A 15,375-nucleotide genomic window follows, 5' to 3' on the forward strand; every position below is an offset into this window, starting at 1 on the left:
CCCAGCATGGCCTGACTTATACCAACGTCGTGAACCTGAAGAACGGCAAGCTCAAGCGCGACGAACCGCGGCTGGTCCAGCGCGTGCTGCGTGCCCTGGGCGTGCCCACGGAAATCGTGCGCATCGACATCGGCAGCGGTGCCAACCAGTACGTGTTCGGCAGCAGCGAGCTACTAGCACAATTCCGCGAGCAGCTGGCCTTCTTCGACGCGGCCGCGCAGCGGGCCGGCAGCCCGCCGCTGACAACTAAACGCCGAATAGCTTTCCCCATTCGGCCGGTCAGGTGCGGAAGGGAGTTGGAGCTGTCCGGCTCCACTCCCCCAGCCCACCCCATGAACGCACCCCGGGAAAACGACCCTACCGAACTCGACCGCTTCAAGCGCGACATTGACCTGGTTGACTACGCCCAGCGCCAGGGCTACACCATCGAGAAGGAAAGCCGCCGCGGCGACTGGCATCACCTGGTCAAGGACGACGAGCACGTCATCGTCACGCGCAAGGGCGACCACCAAGTGTACCTGAACACCGGCGACGACCGCGACGCGGGCTCCATCATTGACTTTGCCAAAACCCGGGGCGGCGACGGCCACGGCCTGAACCTGGGCCAGGTGCGCCAGCAGCTGCGCGAATACCTCGACGGTGCCCCTGCTCCCGCCCGGGTGTACGCCACCCCGCCGGATGCCGCGCGCCTGAGCAGCCTGCCCGTAGGCGACCCGGAGCAGGCCCGGCAAGCCGAGGAGGAGCGCCGCACCCGCCTGATATCCGAGGTGCTGGGCGTCAAGAAGGAGTTCACTGACCGCAGCTACCTGCACGGGCGCGGCATTACCGACGCGACGCTGGATAACCCTGCCTTTCAGGGCCGCATCTTCACCGCGCAGCAGAACGAGCACAAGAACACGGCCTTTCCGCTCTACAACGAGCACGGGCTGGCCAGCGTCGAGCAGAAGAACGAGCACTACAAAAGCCTGCTGCCCCTGCCCAAAAACGGCATCTGGGTGTCGCACCCCACCGAGGGCAAGGACACGCCGGTGGAGCGCGTGGTGTGAGCGAGTCGGCCATTGATTCGCTTTCCCACTTCCAGCTCAAGCACGGGCAGGACCCGAAGAACACGCTCTACATTGCTACCAGCGGCACACCTACCGAGGCGCAGGTGGCCCTGATTCAGCGTGTCATCGACAAGCAGCAGCCCCGGGAGGTGGTGCTGGCCAACGACCGCGACGCCGGCGGCCGGCAGTTCAACATCAACTACCTCAATGAGCTGCAGCCCGCCCGGCCGATGGTGCCGTGGCCGAGCAGGAAGCCTACCGCGAGGCTGGGCGGCCGGTGGAGTGGCACGCCACCAGCGACAAGTACCACACCAGCCTGAAGGTGACTTTCACCACGACTCGGCTGAGCAGGGCGCCGGTCAGGTGCAGCAGTTGCGCGAGCGGGTGGACCACATCAACCAGACCCAGCAGGACGGCCCCTCGCTCGCGGTGGAAGTGCAGCGCAGCACCGAGCAAGCCACCATCGTGCGCCTGACCGTGGCTCGGGCCGACACAGCCCAGTTGGAAGTAGTGGCCCAGGAGCTGTACCGGCAACGCGAGCAGCTGCGGCCGGGAGCCGAGCGCCAGCAGGAGAGTTTTCTACGTGTGGACTACCCGTTGGCCAAGGACTTCAACAAAGAGTTGGAATACACCAATCAGGGCCTGAATGCCGAGCAAATCCGGGCCGCGGCTCAGCGCGAGGAGCAGCAGCGTGAGTCGGAGCGGCAGCAGCGCCCGCCGAAGCCCAGCGCCAGCGGGAGCAGCGGTCCCTCGAGCGCCAGGCCCAACGGGAGCGGGAGAACACCCCGGACGCGCAGCAGGATCGCGAGCGGGACGACCAGAGTTTTAACCAGGCTGTGCTTGGAGCCGCCGTAGCCGAGGTAGAGCAGCTGCCCGCCCGCTCCTACCGCAGCGAGCAGGAAGCGGCTGAGCAAACCGCGCAGTTCGTGCACGCCAAAGATGCCGGGCTGGTGCTGCTGAAAGATTACATCCACGACAACCCCCCCCGCCGGCCGCAAAGTCGACGAAGCTGAGCGGGAAGAGTTGCGCGACCGGGCCCGCTTTGCCGCGACGGCCGCGGGCTGCCAGCTGCCTGTTGCTGCGCCCACCGAGCAGAAAACGGCGACGTGGAAGGTGGATGAATTGGAGCCCAACACCAGCGGCCGCGCGGAGGCCTGGAAAGCCATTCTGGACAACTCCGCTACTCCATTGCGCACGAGTGACGTGCGCAGCACGATAGATGAGCAAGGTGTCCGGCGGGCGAGTTCGACATGCACTACGCAATGACCAGCCGGATATTGCATCATCCACGCCATCGTGACCAACACCAATACCCGCGCCGCAGCCAATAAGGAGCAATACGCTTGGGGTAAGCGTCGCCGAGCGCGACGAAGACCGCGCGGCCCGGCAACTGGCTGCCGAGGCAGCCCCCATTCAGCCCCACAATCGCGACCGGAGTCTGGACGTGGCGGCTAAACCGGAAGTCGCGGTGAGTGCAGTTACACCAGAAGCCGCCAGCCCGAACAAACTGGGTAGCGAGAAGCAGGTGATTATCGAGTGGACGAGACAGCGCTGGCTACGGGAGAACGAGGCCAGGCAGAGGCCGTGCAGGCTGCCGTTGTGGCCAGTGGGCCAGGGTGGGAGCGTCCAGAGCGCTACTGACGAGCAAGGCATTCGACATTCTGAGATGCAGGTGTCATATCGAACCGACCAGCCCAAAATAGCTCAGATTAGCCAGACGCTTGATGCCGTGGCGGAGCAGCGAGGCAGCCTGCTAATGAGCATAGCAGCGACCGGCAAGAAAGACGTCAATTCGCACAAGGGAACAGAATGTGCAAGTTGAGGGACACAGCCAGATGGAGAGGTAAGTACAACTCGTGCTAACAAATAACATAGGTCGCAGGGTGGATACCGCAACGCTTTGGCTACAGCCGAACGGCTGGCTGCCTCTTCAGCCGCCCAAATAAACCGTACGGAGCCGTGGATTTCCTTGGTCCCCTCGATGGGGAATGCAAACCAGTGCCTGTCGCTCAACCCACCATTCACCCGGTCTAGAATGTTTGAATGAAGTAAGAAAGGAGAGGTTGTCGATGCTATACAGATTATAAATGGGTCATTAGCATCAACTGGAGGCTCAAATTGCGAGCTTCGTTGCGGTCCCACTTTCGAATAAAAAATTGGCCCAAGCGCAATGTGATTGACAATACCCGACCGTGCTGCAAGGCCATATCAACTATTGGGAATGGATGTCCCCATCAAATTCAAATGCAAAGACTCCGAAGAAGATGCCGCTTTGAGCAAGCCGGCTGTTTCGGGCCACTGAGAAAGGCCGGGAAGAGCAAATGGCCTTAACATCGCTACCGATTCATCAACCGGTGAATCACATCTTCTAGGTCGTAAACACGAATGCAAGACTTGACTTCAATAATGGCTCTAACATTTCGCTTGGTTGTGATGATAAAATCACCCTCTGAAAAAAGTACGGGACAGGTATTGTCGTAAATGATAATGTCGAGTTGCGACTGACCTCATCACCGTTTTCCGAATCGACAATAAAGCCAGTGCCAATGGAAAAATGACTGGGCAGAAATCTCTTGATTACATTCTTAAGAATAGCCTCTTTGAACCTACCTACTTCGCCCAATGCCTAGTGCCAATCAAGTCCTGGACTCTGTCTTTAATGATATTCAATTCGCTAGTTATTGATTCCTGAAATCGTCGTGCACTGGCTGGCATACCTGGTTAGTAAGAATGGATGGTGGCCTAATCTACTGAGTATTCAGTTGCTCAACAGCTGTTCAACCCACCAGCAGCAAATCTTCCAGCCGGTCGTGTACTGCGGCGTACGCCACTGCGCCTGCCCTTCCCAGGGCGCTTGCACCTTGCCCGGCGGCAGCACCAGTGAGGCGAGCTTCACCGTGCCTTTGCCAAAGCGGCGGTTCAGGGCGTCCAACTCGGCCATCAGCTTGGCGCGCTTCTCCGAAACCGGTGCAGGTTCAAACAGCGAGAGTTGCGTTTGTACTTCCGGCTCCAGGCCGTCGAGTATCACGCCGGCCTTGGTGTAGCGGTTGCCCGGCTGCCAGAGGCGCTTGAGCGCCGCCCGCGCAAAGCGGACCAGTTCAATGTATCGTTCGTGGCCACGGGCAGCGTGAGCACGGCGGAGCAGGAATAGGGCGGCGGTTCCAGCCGTAGCGGCTTTTGCTCAGGAAGACGGTCATCAGTGGACCGCGTCGCCCTGCCGGCGCAGCTTCTCGGCGGCCCGGAGGCAAAGGCGCTGACGGCGCCGTGACATCGGGTAAATCGGTCAGTGGCCGGCCGAAGGTGCGCGATACGCTCAAGGTGCGGCGAGATAAGGTACCGTCCTCGCTCGGCGCCAGGCCCTGCAAGGGAAGCCCTGCAACTCGCGCATGAGTCGGGCGCCCACTACCTCACCCAGGTGCTTGCGGCGTAGGCCTCCAAGCACCTGGCCAGACGCGGCCGTCGTAATGCCAGCCGCGTCGCAGTCTCAATGGCCGGCGTATCGGAATAGTGGTTGGGCCCGGAAAAGTCATGGCGGGCAGCCGTTCGGCCGTGGGGTGGGCTGTGGCTGTTGGCAACGGTGCGCGGGTGGGCGGCCTAGCCACGCGCAGCCTGCCTAAATGGTTTGGGCCAGAATAATCTGATTGCCATCGGGTCTTGCAGGTACGCCAGGCGCACGTGTTCATAGCTTGCAATTGGTGCGCTAAACGGTACGCCGCGCGCTTGCAGAGCCGCCACGGCTTCCTCCAGCGTGTGCGGGCGGCCACCCGTAGCTCGATATTAATAGCGCCCGCAGTGCCGGGGGATACCCCTTGGCCGTGGCCTGGTGCAGCCCTACAATGAACCGTTGCCTGCATCAAGCTCGCCCATTCGTTGGCAATGCGCACAGCCAGCGTCAGGCCAGGGTTTCGTGGTAAAAGCGAACTGCCCGGTCCATGTCGGACACGTAGATGGAAGCAGTGCCGCCCGACAAGTAGGTTGGGGAAGATGGGTCATGTTGAATGGGCCCCGTTGTCCGGGTGCCGAATGAGTGAGTGGAGCGAGCAGTGGGAGCTAACTGATTTTGGCCGAGTTTCGAGCCGAGCGCAGATGCTGCGCACGGCCATGCGCAGCAGCACGCCCAACTCGTCGTCGCGGTGTAGCGCGGAAAGCACATGTTGGACACCCGCTTAGGCAACAGAAATTTTTCCCATGCGCGCTTCACTCCCGACAGTCGCTGGGGTCGAAGAGGCGAACGTGGTGCCGCCGCGGCCTGCACCACCGAAAACGCCGGTACGTCGGTCAGGCCATCGCCGCAGTACACGATATTGGAGAAGGGCACGCGGCGTTTTTCGGGCCCAACGGCCTCGTTCACGAGGAAGGGTTCGAGCGCCCGTCTTTGCCCACGCCTTTGTTGATTTCAAACAGGAAGCGGGTTTTGGCTGTAAAATCGACGATGCGGCTAGGCCGGACAATGGTGTGGGTACCGGATTTTCTACGCACGACACCCCCAGCAGTCCGTGAGGTAGGCGCGATGGCGCTGCCCCGGATCAGTTGCTCGAAGCCGCCGCTGATGACGTATACCTCGATGGTGGGAAGCGTGAGGGTATTCCCGCGTGATGGCCGCAGTCCCTCGAAGATGTCTGGCAGCCGGGGTAGAACGTCAGGGTTTTGCCAAACTCGAAGAGTGCCGCGTTGGACAGGCCTTCCAGCGGTTCGCCCTTCTTCGTGAGCACAAATATTTCTTCGAGAAAGGCTAGGGTGGGTCCCAGCCGCTCAGCACGCGCTTCGCGACTTTGTCGCCCAGAAAACATCCGGTCGACGCCGTGATGCACCAACAGCTGCGTGTGGAATCCGGAGTGAGCGTGTCGTCGAAATCAAAAACGAGGCAATAACTTGGCTCATATCAGGCAGGGGTGGGGTGGGAGACAAATAGGCGGCGTTGGCGGTCCTTGGCGTGTCCAGGTGAACCAGGCTTTAGCCAGCCCCGTGGCATCGAGAAAAGCCGCCTGTCGCTCCTGCGGCTTGGCAGACCGCACCCGCCGGGCCAACTCGCGGAACTGGTAGTGCTGAAACAAGCGCATAAACTCCCGAGGTAGATGTCGGCCACCCGCTTATCGCCGTGAATCACCAGCATGTTCTCGTCGTTGTTGCCCACCGAGGCATCGCTGAAATTAGCGGAGCCGGTGACGACCAGCGGCGACGCGCCCAACGGTCAATTAGCAGATATTTGGTGTGAATGAACTTGACGTGCTCATTCATGCCGGTGAGTTTTTCTTCCCGCATCAGCCAGTTGTGCACGGCACTGTCGTCGTCCAGCACGGCCCCGCGGCAAACCGCAGGTTTTATCCCGCTGCAGCAGCTTTAGTTTTTGAGCGGCCTCCTTATTGCCGTACGACTCCAGCAGCACGTAGCGCAGAAAATTGGCGGGCACGCTCAACTGCTCTTGAATGCGAGCGTTAATGCCGAATGCGCCGTGAAAACACACTCGACTGCGCGCCGCCATGCGGTCGATGTACCAGTCCAGGGCGTCGGCGGGCGGCACTACGGCCTTGCCTTGCGGTTGAAGCGCGGACTGAAAAGGGCGTGCACACCGGTGCCAGCACTTCGGTCGGCAGCGGGTGGCCTGCTCGTTCTGCGCGCGCAGCTTCGCCGCTTTGGGGTCGCTCCACAGGCGCTGCCAATAGTCCAGGTACGCTTGGCCGTGGCGGGTCGCGCACGAGGTGCCCCACGTTGGAATGCCCAAAAATGCCGCCCCGGCTGAAATTGGTAGAGCCCGTCCAGACCTGCTCGGGCCTGAGCGAAGCATACGCCGGCACGGGCCGCCGGCCGCGGCGGCGCGGCGTCAGCCGGCGCGTGCGCCTCCTTGCGGCCAGCACGATGAATTTATTGTGGAAATAAAACCGACATCGGTGCTCCGGGCGTCACGTGGTTTTCCAGGCCGTATTTCTGCACGGCCGCGCGCACGGCCGCACGCAGGGCCGTGGCGTCGCATTGGTGGCGCGGGCGCGGTTGTCGTAAATGATTTGCACGTCGGCCCGGCATCCACGGCCGCCTTCAAGGCCTGCATCACCGGCTCGTACGAAAACTCGTACACCGAGGCGCGCAAGGCGTATTCGGGCCCTTGCTTGGGCAATGAAGGCCAGCAGGGCTTCCTCCAGGCCCTCGACAGCCAGGTATAGGCGGCCGGGCCCACCGCATCGGGCGGCTTATTGTTAAACCGGCCGCGTAGCCTGGCTGCCCGCGGCCCGCGATTGAAATAAATGGCGTGGGTGCCGGTATCGACGTTTTCGGTTTCCACCTCGATTTCAACGGCATTGCCTTCCGTAATAGCTGCCGGATGGCCATAAAGCGGCACAATGCGTAGCGGTACGGTGGCTGTGTTGGGCCGCGTAATTCCCCACAGGAAGTCCTGCACCGGGTGCTGCGGCTGCTGTAAAGCTTTCCTAACTCGGGCTTTTCTACGGTTTCCTTGAACACGCGGTAGCCCTGGAGCCACTTTTCCGTGCCGGCGGTGAGGTCGGCGCGCTGAATGGCGAACCCCAGGAAGTCTCGCGGCAGCTTCGGTGAGCAGGTCGAAGGCCAGCAGCACGACGTACGTGCCCGCAATGGCCCGGACGGCCAGTTGGTGGTTGGTGGCGTAGGCCCTCATGGCTGGGAAGCAGAAAATAAGGCGGAAGCGAAGAAATCGGCAACTCGGCCGCCGACGTGTCCGGGTCGTCGGCCACCGGGGGCGGAGGCAGAAGTAGTACCTCCCGTGATGTTGGACAGCACCCGCGCCCGTACAGCGCATCAATGCCTGTATCCTTCACGGGAAAGTCCGGGTTGGTCTGCCACATCTGAATCGGCCATTCAAACTGCTTGCGCAGGTTGCGGAGAAAGCCATGAACAGCAGCCCGCAGTTTAAGGTATTGTTTTCGTCCAGGCCGTCGAGGTAGGATAAGCCGGCGCAGGAAGCGGCGCTCCAGGTCGCCGTGCCAAGCAAGTCCTGGCCCGGCCGACGCGGTTGCACCTTCCGGATGTGGGCCGTGAAGGCGTTTCCGCGCATCGGGCGGATGCTGAAACACCGGCGTTAGCCCGCCCGGCCCGTGCTTTCCTTCGACAGGGGCAAGCTGTCCTTTTTATAACGGCCAATCATGTTTTCCTGCTCGGTTGGCGGGGCGCTTTTCAATGGCTGGTCGCTCGCATGGCGGGCTCGGCCTGTTCGCTGCTGGCCGGAGTCGGCGGCCGAAACGCTTCCCACACGGCAGGTTCTCCCGGATTTTGCGCCAAGCCAGGTAAGTCCCGTTCCGGCACAGCGGCTCCTCGTCCTGGCCTGAATGTAGACGTGGCGGTCAAGCTCCAACTCACGCGCGTTCGAGAGGTTGTCCACTCCGTCGTCGAAACGCAGCAGTTCGCGCTTGTCGGGCCGCGAAAACCCCTGCTCGACGCGCCGGATAACCAAGCGCTTGTCTACGTAGCCATGAATCAGGACCGGGCAATGGCCATGTTCACGTAAGGATGGTCGCTGGCAATGACGAACAGGAAATCGGTCATGTGCTCGCGGGCTCGTAGGCATCGCCGGTGACGCGGGCATGGTTTTCAGCCAGTGCGGCCGGAAAGCCGCCAGCTGGAACGGTCGTCGCCGTGTGCCGTGGCAAACAGCGAAGCTCCCAGGGCCACGGTCACCGTCACGCGGTAGTTGGCGGCAGGTATTCGAGAACGGCACGTGGTTGTTGACCGGATGGCGCGCCATTTCGTAGCGGCAAACCGGGTGAGGTTGCGCAGCACCTGCTCGAGCGCGCCGCGGTCGGGGCTTGCACATCGGCCGCCACCACGGTCAGAAACCGCTGGGATTGATGCGTCCGGCGCGCTCCACCTCATACCGCGCCGCGTCGACGCCGGCCGGGGCTCAATGGCCATTGGGTCGGTGATGCCCGGCTGAAAAGGCCCGTCGAGCCGGGCTGGGTTTTTCGGCCGAAAGGCAGTCGGGCTGGTCATGAGCGGACGCTTATGAGGAACAAACAGGGCCGGCGCCGATGCTGCGCTTGATGGCCGGAAACAGCGCGATGAAAAACTCCGTCCAGCCCCCATGCGCACGCGCAGCAGGTTGTAGTCCTGCGGCCGCTCCTGGCGGCGGCCATCGTGGCGGGGTCGGCTACGGTGAAGGTGGCTATCGAGCCGCCCTCCCCGTTGGCAAAGTCCCGCAGGATGCGCTGCAAATTGGCCAGCGGATAATTCTCCGGAATGTTGTAATCCACCGGCGCGCCATCGCCCAACTGGTTCATGCACTCGTGCTTGTAGCTCTTCATGCTTTGCTCCAGGGTGCCCATGCGGGCGTGGGCTGGCCGGTCGGCGGAATGGGTCCGTATCCAGCCACAGAGGGCCGGCGACAGGTCGGAGGCAATGCCTTCGCGCGCGTGGCGGCCATCGGCCGTGGCCCCACGAAGAGCCCGCCCAGCAAGTACTGCTCAAAGGTGCCCACGCCCGGGCCAGCAGCAGGTCGAACCCGGCGCCGTAGCGTTGCTTAAGCTGCGCGAACGCGGCCTGGTGCAAGTCGCTGGCCCAAGCGTCGCGCACGCACTGGCAGAAGGTTTCAATCAGTTGCCAGGCCAACTCATCCACCTCCTGATGGCCGTAGCCAAACTTGGTTGGGCCCGACAGATGGTTTTAATCTCGTCAATCCGGGTTTTGGGCACGGCCAGGCCAAAGGCCGGCTGCTCGTGCTTGCCGCGGCAGCAACTCGGTGCCCAGTTGGTGGCCAGGCAGGTCACAAGTTCGTCCAGCCGAATCTCCTTCGTGCCGAAAACCAGCTGCCGGATAACGTAGAGCGAATCGGCGGCGGTGCTGATGCCCGTCATCAGGGGGAGAAAATGCGGTAATTGGCCCCGCCGGCCACCAGGTCCTGGCCGCGCTGGATGCAGCCGTCAATCAGGCCGAGAGCAGCGGGAGGGGCAATGGCTTCCTTAGCGCCATATGTGGCGAGCAGGGTGTTCAGGTAGCGGTGGCAGCTCAGCAGCGTGTGCTCGCGCATGATGGCCAGAAATTCCTCCACGACTCAATCTCGGCGGCGGGCTTGCTGCGCCAGGAATTTTTGTCGCCGCGCAGGTTCATGGGCCGGCCGCGCCCAGGCCGGCGCCGCGGTTGAGGGTAAACTCAAGGGGGCATTGGCCGGCACAAAGCCAAAGCTGAACTCGGTTTCGCCGGCAAACATGGTTTCGTAGCAGCCGTCGCAGGCGTAGTTGCGGGCGGTGCGCAGCGGCGGCACGTGCTGGCCGGCGTTCATCAGGCCGGTGATGATGCGGTCGTCGTTGAGCAGTACGGATGCGCTCCCCGCTGAGCAAGGCCCGGGCGGCGAGTTCAAGAATGTCCTCTGGGTATCGGCATGCACCCGCAGGTCCAGGGTGGGCTGTTCAGGGCAGCCGGCGGGCGCTGTGCAGGCAAAACCTTGTCACCTCGTTGCAGGCATCGTCCGGGCGGGGTTGTCGTTGGGCAACACGCCGCCAATGGTGACCTGCTGCATCCATTGGTTGAGCAAACCGCCCTGGTCGAAGTTGGAGGAGCCAAAAAAGCCAGTCAATACGCCGTCGGCGGGCGTGTAGCGGTTTTCGGCGTGGCGGTAGTTGAGAATCACGCGCTCATCGAGCTTGAGCCAGAAGCAATCCATCAACTCCTGCGCCTGCTCGGGCCGAGGCCCTGCGCCTGGTCGGCCGCGTAGAACGGCTGCAGTATCTGGTCGAGGCGGCCCAGCGGCACCACCTCCACCGTCCAGTGCAGGGCGCAATGCACCACGTAAATGGCTTGGAGCGCATCGGCGAAAGAACGGCTGGTTCGGCCGGCACGCGGTGCAGGCGCTCGGCAATGGCGGTGAGGTGTGCGCGGCGCGGGTCGGTTGCGTCCAGCTGCTCGCATTTGGTCCGTACGTGGTCGGCCATGCGGCGGGCATAGTCAATGACGGCTTGCAGGCAGATGATGACGGAGTCGTAGAAAGCCGTTTTTTCGGGAGCCTCGGTGCGCAACTGCTCGCACTCGCCGATAATGGCCCGTAGCCCGCGGTTCACTACCCGCCCGTGGTCGGGCACGATATGGCCCATGGGCGATAGCTCGTTCAAAAAGTCCAACATGCCTTGGTACTCCTCGGCTTCGGTCAGGTAGCGCACGAACTCCTTGCCTTGACCAACCGAAAACGGAGGGAGCGAGCCCACAATCAATTCGTCGGCGTCGATTTCGCAGGTGCCCGCCAAGCGAGCAATAGCGGGTTCCGTCACGAGCTGCAGCATGCGCTGCACCGCCAGCGCCTTGCGCACCGCCACGGGCAAAGCCGCCAGCCGGGCCTGTTCGGCAGGCTCCAAATCGGGCCGGTTGCGAAACAGGTGTCCTACCTGCTCCTCGCGCAGCCACAAGGGTTTTTGCTGCCACCGCTGAAACGTGCGCTCCAACAAGCGGCAAACGCGTGGCGTCGGTAAATCTGGATGCCCAGCTTCCAATGATTGTAGGTAACGCCAATAAGCAACATCGCTGTGGTGCATGAGGAGAAGCTAGAAGTTTGTGTCTACAGCTAGCATCCTGAATTGACTAGTTTCCTGATTGCAAAGCTCAACTTGCCAGCAAGAAAACAAACAAGCCGTTGTCATGCATCAGTGCTACCACTGAGTCATTCTTTGCCGCTCGTCGGTATCGAGTAGTTAAACGACATGCCTTCCAGCCGGCTGATACTCGCCGGTCACTCGGTTATGTTGGTGGGCACTGCGGCGGGGGGGCGGCGGCAGCGGGAAACTGTGGACGTTGCGCCGCAGCCGCTGCTCGGCCAGCACCTGCCAGATACAGGTCTGGCCCACGGCCGCCCGCCCTGGCCTGCCAGGCCTAGTTGAGCTCCGCCAGCATCGCGTCCGGGTGCTGCTGCACGTAGGCCATCAGCCAAGCCTGCGCCGCCGCATCCAGGTACCGGCGCGCCCGCCCGTGGCCGCTTGGGCGCCAGCGAGCCCGTGGCCGCCTCGCGCCGCACCAGGTCTTTCACAAACGAGTGGCTCACGCCAAAGCGCTGCGCCACGGCCGCTTTGTGGGCCCGGTTCCCGGCAGGCCGCCGCCACGCGGCTGCTCAAATCAAGCGAATACGGGTTCATCTTCCACTTTACGCAGCCGCCGAAATGGCGGACGAACTGTTCTCGAATCCGCTATAGCATGTTATATTGCTTCAAACAGCCTTTAATTAATCGTGGAAGGCGTTTCCGGGAACCGGTTGCGTTTTTATAAACTGCAGAATGTATGCAACTCATTGAGGATATAGCTGAGGCAATTAACTCTTCACGAGACGCGTTTGGCAACGTTTTTTTACGTGCACAGACGGCTATTCCCCCGCTCAGCGAATATTATTTGATGCTATTGCCACGAGTGGGAACGATCAGGAGGATTTCAAAGCAGCTATTCGTGTTGCTCAGGCAGAGGGCTGGCATGATGCTTTACTCGATGCAGTCATTGATGAGGGCTTGAAAACGGGCGCTTAGCGAAGTCAACGGTTGAGGCTGAACTCAAAAAAAATAACCAAAATGCCGCATTACAGGCTATTACGAACGTCGCAAGGCATTTGCTCAGCCCGATATTCTCTATCGCGGGATAGCGAATGCGATGAAATGGACGGGAAAGGTATCCATTGATGGCATCGCAAAGGGAACCGGCATCCTGATTGGGCCCCACCTCGTACTGACGGCCTGGCACGTAGTGAGCGAACTGTTTGAGAAGGACGCTGCAGACAAGTGGGTGCCCAGGCAATCATCCGGACCGCGTATCCAGGTGGAATTCGGCAATTTTCTATCCATTGTCAACCGGGGCAGGCTTTACAGCCAGCGCCTTCAACACAGGTAAAGGCTCATAACGACTGGTGCGTCAGCTATAGCGCATGTCAGGACGACGAACTGAATAATTCACTGCCAGAAGACCTGACCCTGCTGGACAACCACTGGGATTATGTGATTATCAAGCTATCAAGGCAATCGGGCTGGAAAGACGCTGGGCCCCGCTCGATGCCAGGGCCACTGTGCCGATGGTTGACGAGAGCGTCATTGTCTTCCAGCATCCGGAGGCCATACTATGAAAGTGGACCAAGGTAAAGTTGGAGGAGTGGATCCGCCTAATCCGAAAGTGTTTCCTCGAATCCGGTTCCTTCACCACGCGAACACAATGAGTGGGTCATCCGGCGGCCCCTGTTTTGACAAGCACTTTATGTTGTTCGGCCTTCACCAGGGCAGTGGGATGGCCATGGGGGGATAAAAAGATGGTCACCAACCGGGAATACCAATCCTTAACATATTATCCTGCATAAACGACAGCGGAACGCCTCTGCCCACCCCGGATTGCAGTGAGTTACCTGTCTGGACAATTGGAAAGGAAGGCGCGTACGAACCCGTCCTAGGCTGCGATGATTTCCAGACATTAATCTGGCGCTCGGCAATGAGTGGCACCCCTAGGCTGGTCATCATTGCGGGGACAGAGGGCGAGGAAAACCCATCGCCTCTCTCTGATTAATTCCATGCTTTCGGATGGTGCGCACCTGAAAATTAACCTCAGTTCTGAGGCATTATCAACAATCAGCGTCACGGGTCTGGTTTCCCTCATCTCCGGTATTGCCGGTTTTTCGGCCCCAGCACTTACTCCGGTTTCCGAGATGGAGTCGACAGCGACCGTTTGGATGAGGGATGAGGTAATACCCAAATTGATGGATTCCCTCCAGAATATACGGACCGGCCGGCTTGTGTGGATTTTAATCGCTGACCTGAACAACTACAGCATAAAGGATAAACAGACCTCTCAACTGCTTTTGCTGTTGTATGAACAACTCAAAAGGGTTGACTGGCTACGGGTTGTCCTGGATGGATTCAAAGGAGATCTGCCCGCCTCACTCAGTGACCATACTCCGCAACTGGTCGAGCGTGAACGAGCCTCAGATGCTAGCCAAAGTCACATCCAGACGTTTTTTGAGCGGTTCAGTGCTTACCTAGAACTGCCGGTGGATGCCATGACCATTGGCTTCGCCACCAATCTGATGCATCAGGAATACACTGGATTTCTGAATGATGACTCCGAGACTGCATTAAAAAGGCTTAATCATAAGCTTAAAGTTGTAGTCCCAGTTCTATTGAAGACCGTTAATTAATAAACGCTCGCATAGCCCCCGTTTATGGACTCGTTACTAACACAGGCCTTTTCATTGGCAAGCAGCATTGAAAAACGGCTGAACGCCCTGCAAAGTGGAAAAGGGGCTTCGGACAGAGAGGTGGATCCTGAGCAATTAAAGGCGTCATTGGCGGAAATTATAACATCCGGATCAGATGATACATATAGTGATCCCGATGGTAATGTCATTTCTGACATAACGGATAAGCTGCTTTTCAAATCCCGGAGACAGCTGCGCTAATTGGCTGGTTCGACCCTGATTCACTGTTTTCAGCTTCCGTGCAGAGCAGTACAAAGCAGGCTGTATTAAACAGACTTGCGACATTCTGCCTGACAGAGATTCAGGGTGATAAAGTTAAATGGCTGTTAAAACACAACCAGCGTAAGAAAATCCTTGCAGAATTTGTAAGGCATGACTTACTGCCGAGTAAGCTCAGGCAACGACATCCTCGGACAGACAGGTTCGGAAAAATGCTGCGCCGCCTGTTGCAACACGGAGCTAATCTTAATCTTGAAAAGAACTCCAGGGAGGACATGCTTGCTCTTGCCTCCGCAATGGAGGCCACGGCATCCATTGGGATATCCCAGCCGGATGTTACAGGCATAAATCATTTACGCCGAAATAATAAGTTCCTGGCCGAATACCGGGTCCTGCTGAAAAATGGCTTTTATGGAAGAGCACCGGAGCTTAAACGGTTACGAGCCTTCCTGTCCTCTGAACGGAATGGTCGAAGCATTATCCCACCGCGAAGCCTGGTGCTGACCGGGATCGGAGGAGCAGGCAAATCCACTCTTCTGGCAAAGTTTGCGCTTCAGGTTCTGACGGACCGGAAAGCTACCATAGTTGTCCTCGATTTTGACAGACCGGGAGTAGATTACCGAGATTTATACTGGCTTGAGAAGGAAATTGTTAGACAGATCGGGAACAGGCTCCTGGCTTAAGCGCCCGAACAGATCAGATTATCCAGGATGCCCGTGAACGCAATACTGATGGGGCTGTAAGGCAGTTCTTTACTTCCTATGAGAGTGTACTGTCCTATGAGATCAGCGAACTGCTAAAAAGCTCATCGGCGGGAGACCGTCCGTTGCTGCTGGTGCTTGATACGTTTGAGGAGGTGGTACACAGCGTTGGGGTAGACCCTATATATTCCTGGCTGGCACAACTCACCCGGGTACTCCATCCGGTTGTCCTGAAGGTGATTTT

The 15,375-nt window shown here is 59.8% G+C and carries 21 protein-coding genes and 2 pseudogenes; 9 read left to right on the top strand and 14 right to left on the bottom strand.

Annotated features, from left to right (window positions below):
• Positions 1–29: 29 nt before the first annotated feature.
• The 5 genes from MUN79_RS29180 to MUN79_RS29200 are packed head-to-tail and all read left to right on the top strand — an operon-like array spanning position 30 to position 2,312.
• Entirely contained in the window at positions 30–1,046 is a 1,017-nt protein-coding gene (locus tag MUN79_RS29180; RefSeq protein WP_244678599.1) for a DUF3991 domain-containing protein, read from the top strand.
• Positions 1,043–1,366 (top strand): toprim domain-containing protein, encoded by a 324-nt coding sequence (locus MUN79_RS29185; RefSeq protein ID WP_244678600.1) that lies wholly within the window; start codon positions 1,043–1,045, stop codon positions 1,364–1,366. The genes MUN79_RS29180 and MUN79_RS29185 overlap by 4 nt, the downstream gene beginning before the upstream one ends.
• Positions 1,329–1,901, top strand: a complete 573-nt coding sequence (locus MUN79_RS29190; RefSeq protein WP_244678601.1) for a hypothetical protein — start codon at positions 1,329–1,331, stop codon at positions 1,899–1,901. The genes MUN79_RS29185 and MUN79_RS29190 overlap by 38 nt, the downstream gene beginning before the upstream one ends.
• Entirely contained in the window at positions 1,883–2,059 is a 177-nt protein-coding gene (locus MUN79_RS29195; RefSeq protein ID WP_244678602.1) for a hypothetical protein, read from the top strand. Before MUN79_RS29190 ends, MUN79_RS29195 begins: the two co-directional genes overlap by 19 nt.
• A gap of 10 nt (positions 2,060–2,069) precedes the next feature.
• The gene (locus tag MUN79_RS29200; protein WP_244678603.1) at positions 2,070–2,312 is read left to right on the top strand and encodes a hypothetical protein; all 243 of its coding nucleotides are present in this window, start codon (positions 2,070–2,072) and stop codon (positions 2,310–2,312) included.
• Between the two features lie 1,070 nt (positions 2,313–3,382).
• Here the strand turns inward: MUN79_RS29200 and MUN79_RS32195 are convergent.
• The 6 genes and pseudogenes from MUN79_RS32195 to MUN79_RS29215 form a co-directional block, all read right to left on the bottom strand.
• Positions 3,383–3,535, bottom strand: a complete 153-nt coding sequence (locus tag MUN79_RS32195; RefSeq protein ID WP_375378289.1) for a hypothetical protein — start codon at positions 3,533–3,535, stop codon at positions 3,383–3,385.
• A 269-nt stretch (positions 3,536–3,804) separates the two neighbouring features.
• Positions 3,805–4,074, bottom strand: coding sequence for a DUF4113 domain-containing protein (locus tag MUN79_RS29205; RefSeq protein ID WP_244678604.1), 270 nt, complete (start codon positions 4,072–4,074; stop codon positions 3,805–3,807).
• A gap of 6 nt (positions 4,075–4,080) precedes the next feature.
• Positions 4,081–4,191 (bottom strand): annotated as a pseudogene (locus MUN79_RS32200) (hypothetical protein); the annotation flags it as partial.
• A 747-nt stretch (positions 4,192–4,938) separates the two neighbouring features.
• The gene (locus MUN79_RS29210; RefSeq protein WP_244678605.1) at positions 4,939–5,397 is read right to left on the bottom strand and encodes a hypothetical protein; all 459 of its coding nucleotides are present in this window, start codon (positions 5,395–5,397) and stop codon (positions 4,939–4,941) included.
• On the bottom strand, positions 5,394–5,525 hold the full coding sequence (locus MUN79_RS30515; RefSeq protein WP_262923101.1) for a hypothetical protein: 132 nt from the start codon (positions 5,523–5,525) through the stop codon (positions 5,394–5,396). Before MUN79_RS30515 ends, MUN79_RS29210 begins: the two co-directional genes overlap by 4 nt.
• 751 nt (positions 5,526–6,276) lie before the next feature.
• Positions 6,277–6,768: a hypothetical protein gene (locus MUN79_RS29215; protein ID WP_244678606.1), complete on the bottom strand. Its 492-nt coding sequence runs from the start codon at positions 6,766–6,768 to the stop codon at positions 6,277–6,279.
• Positions 6,769–7,048: 280 nt separating this feature from the next.
• On the opposite strand from MUN79_RS29215, the gene MUN79_RS29220 reads away from it, so the two are divergent.
• A complete protein-coding gene (locus MUN79_RS29220; RefSeq protein WP_244678607.1) occupies positions 7,049–7,204 on the top strand; it encodes a hypothetical protein in 156 nt (51 codons plus the stop codon).
• Positions 7,205–8,094: 890 nt separating this feature from the next.
• Here the strand turns inward: MUN79_RS29220 and MUN79_RS29225 are convergent.
• The 8 genes and pseudogenes from MUN79_RS29225 to MUN79_RS29260 form a co-directional block, all read right to left on the bottom strand.
• Entirely contained in the window at positions 8,095–8,466 is a 372-nt protein-coding gene (locus MUN79_RS29225) for a hypothetical protein (RefSeq protein WP_244678608.1), read from the bottom strand.
• A gap of 137 nt (positions 8,467–8,603) precedes the next feature.
• Positions 8,604–8,792, bottom strand: coding sequence for a hypothetical protein (locus MUN79_RS29230; protein ID WP_244678609.1), 189 nt, complete (start codon positions 8,790–8,792; stop codon positions 8,604–8,606).
• 206 nt (positions 8,793–8,998) lie between these two features.
• Positions 8,999–9,334, bottom strand: coding sequence for a hypothetical protein (locus tag MUN79_RS29235; protein WP_244678610.1), 336 nt, complete (start codon positions 9,332–9,334; stop codon positions 8,999–9,001).
• A gap of 267 nt (positions 9,335–9,601) precedes the next feature.
• Positions 9,602–9,862 (bottom strand): pyruvate formate lyase family protein, encoded by a 261-nt coding sequence (locus MUN79_RS29240; RefSeq protein ID WP_244678611.1) that lies wholly within the window; start codon positions 9,860–9,862, stop codon positions 9,602–9,604.
• Positions 9,862–10,056 carry a pyruvate formate lyase family protein gene (locus MUN79_RS29245; protein WP_244678612.1) on the bottom strand — a complete coding sequence of 65 codons (195 nt, stop codon included), beginning with the start codon at positions 10,054–10,056 and terminating at the stop codon, positions 9,862–9,864. Before MUN79_RS29245 ends, MUN79_RS29240 begins: the two co-directional genes overlap by 1 nt.
• Before the next feature lie 3 nt (positions 10,057–10,059).
• A complete protein-coding gene (locus MUN79_RS29250; protein WP_262923105.1) occupies positions 10,060–10,404 on the bottom strand; it encodes a pyruvate formate lyase family protein in 345 nt (114 codons plus the stop codon).
• 48 nt (positions 10,405–10,452) lie between these two features.
• The gene (locus MUN79_RS29255) at positions 10,453–10,668 is read right to left on the bottom strand and encodes a hypothetical protein (RefSeq protein WP_244678614.1); all 216 of its coding nucleotides are present in this window, start codon (positions 10,666–10,668) and stop codon (positions 10,453–10,455) included.
• A pseudogene (locus tag MUN79_RS29260) lies at positions 10,668–11,530 on the bottom strand (pyruvate formate lyase family protein). The gene MUN79_RS29255 and the pseudogene MUN79_RS29260 overlap by 1 nt, the downstream one beginning before the upstream one ends.
• Before the next feature lie 1,997 nt (positions 11,531–13,527).
• On the opposite strand from MUN79_RS29260, the gene MUN79_RS29265 reads away from it, so the two are divergent.
• Genes MUN79_RS29265 through MUN79_RS29275 form a run of 3 tightly spaced genes read left to right on the top strand, consistent with a single transcriptional unit; the run spans position 13,528 to position 15,113 of the window.
• Complete coding sequence (locus MUN79_RS29265; protein WP_244678616.1) at positions 13,528–14,151, top strand: hypothetical protein; 624 nt, start codon at positions 13,528–13,530, stop codon at positions 14,149–14,151.
• A 24-nt stretch (positions 14,152–14,175) separates the two neighbouring features.
• Entirely contained in the window at positions 14,176–14,412 is a 237-nt protein-coding gene (locus MUN79_RS29270) for a hypothetical protein (RefSeq protein ID WP_244678617.1), read from the top strand.
• 38 nt (positions 14,413–14,450) lie between these two features.
• On the top strand, positions 14,451–15,113 hold the full coding sequence (locus tag MUN79_RS29275) for an ATP-binding protein (protein WP_244678618.1): 663 nt from the start codon (positions 14,451–14,453) through the stop codon (positions 15,111–15,113).
• Positions 15,114–15,375: the final 262 nt, after the last annotated feature.

Origin of the sequence: Hymenobacter cellulosilyticus, assembly GCF_022919215.1 — a bacterium.
Taxonomy (GTDB): domain Bacteria; phylum Bacteroidota; class Bacteroidia; order Cytophagales; family Hymenobacteraceae; genus Hymenobacter; species Hymenobacter cellulosilyticus.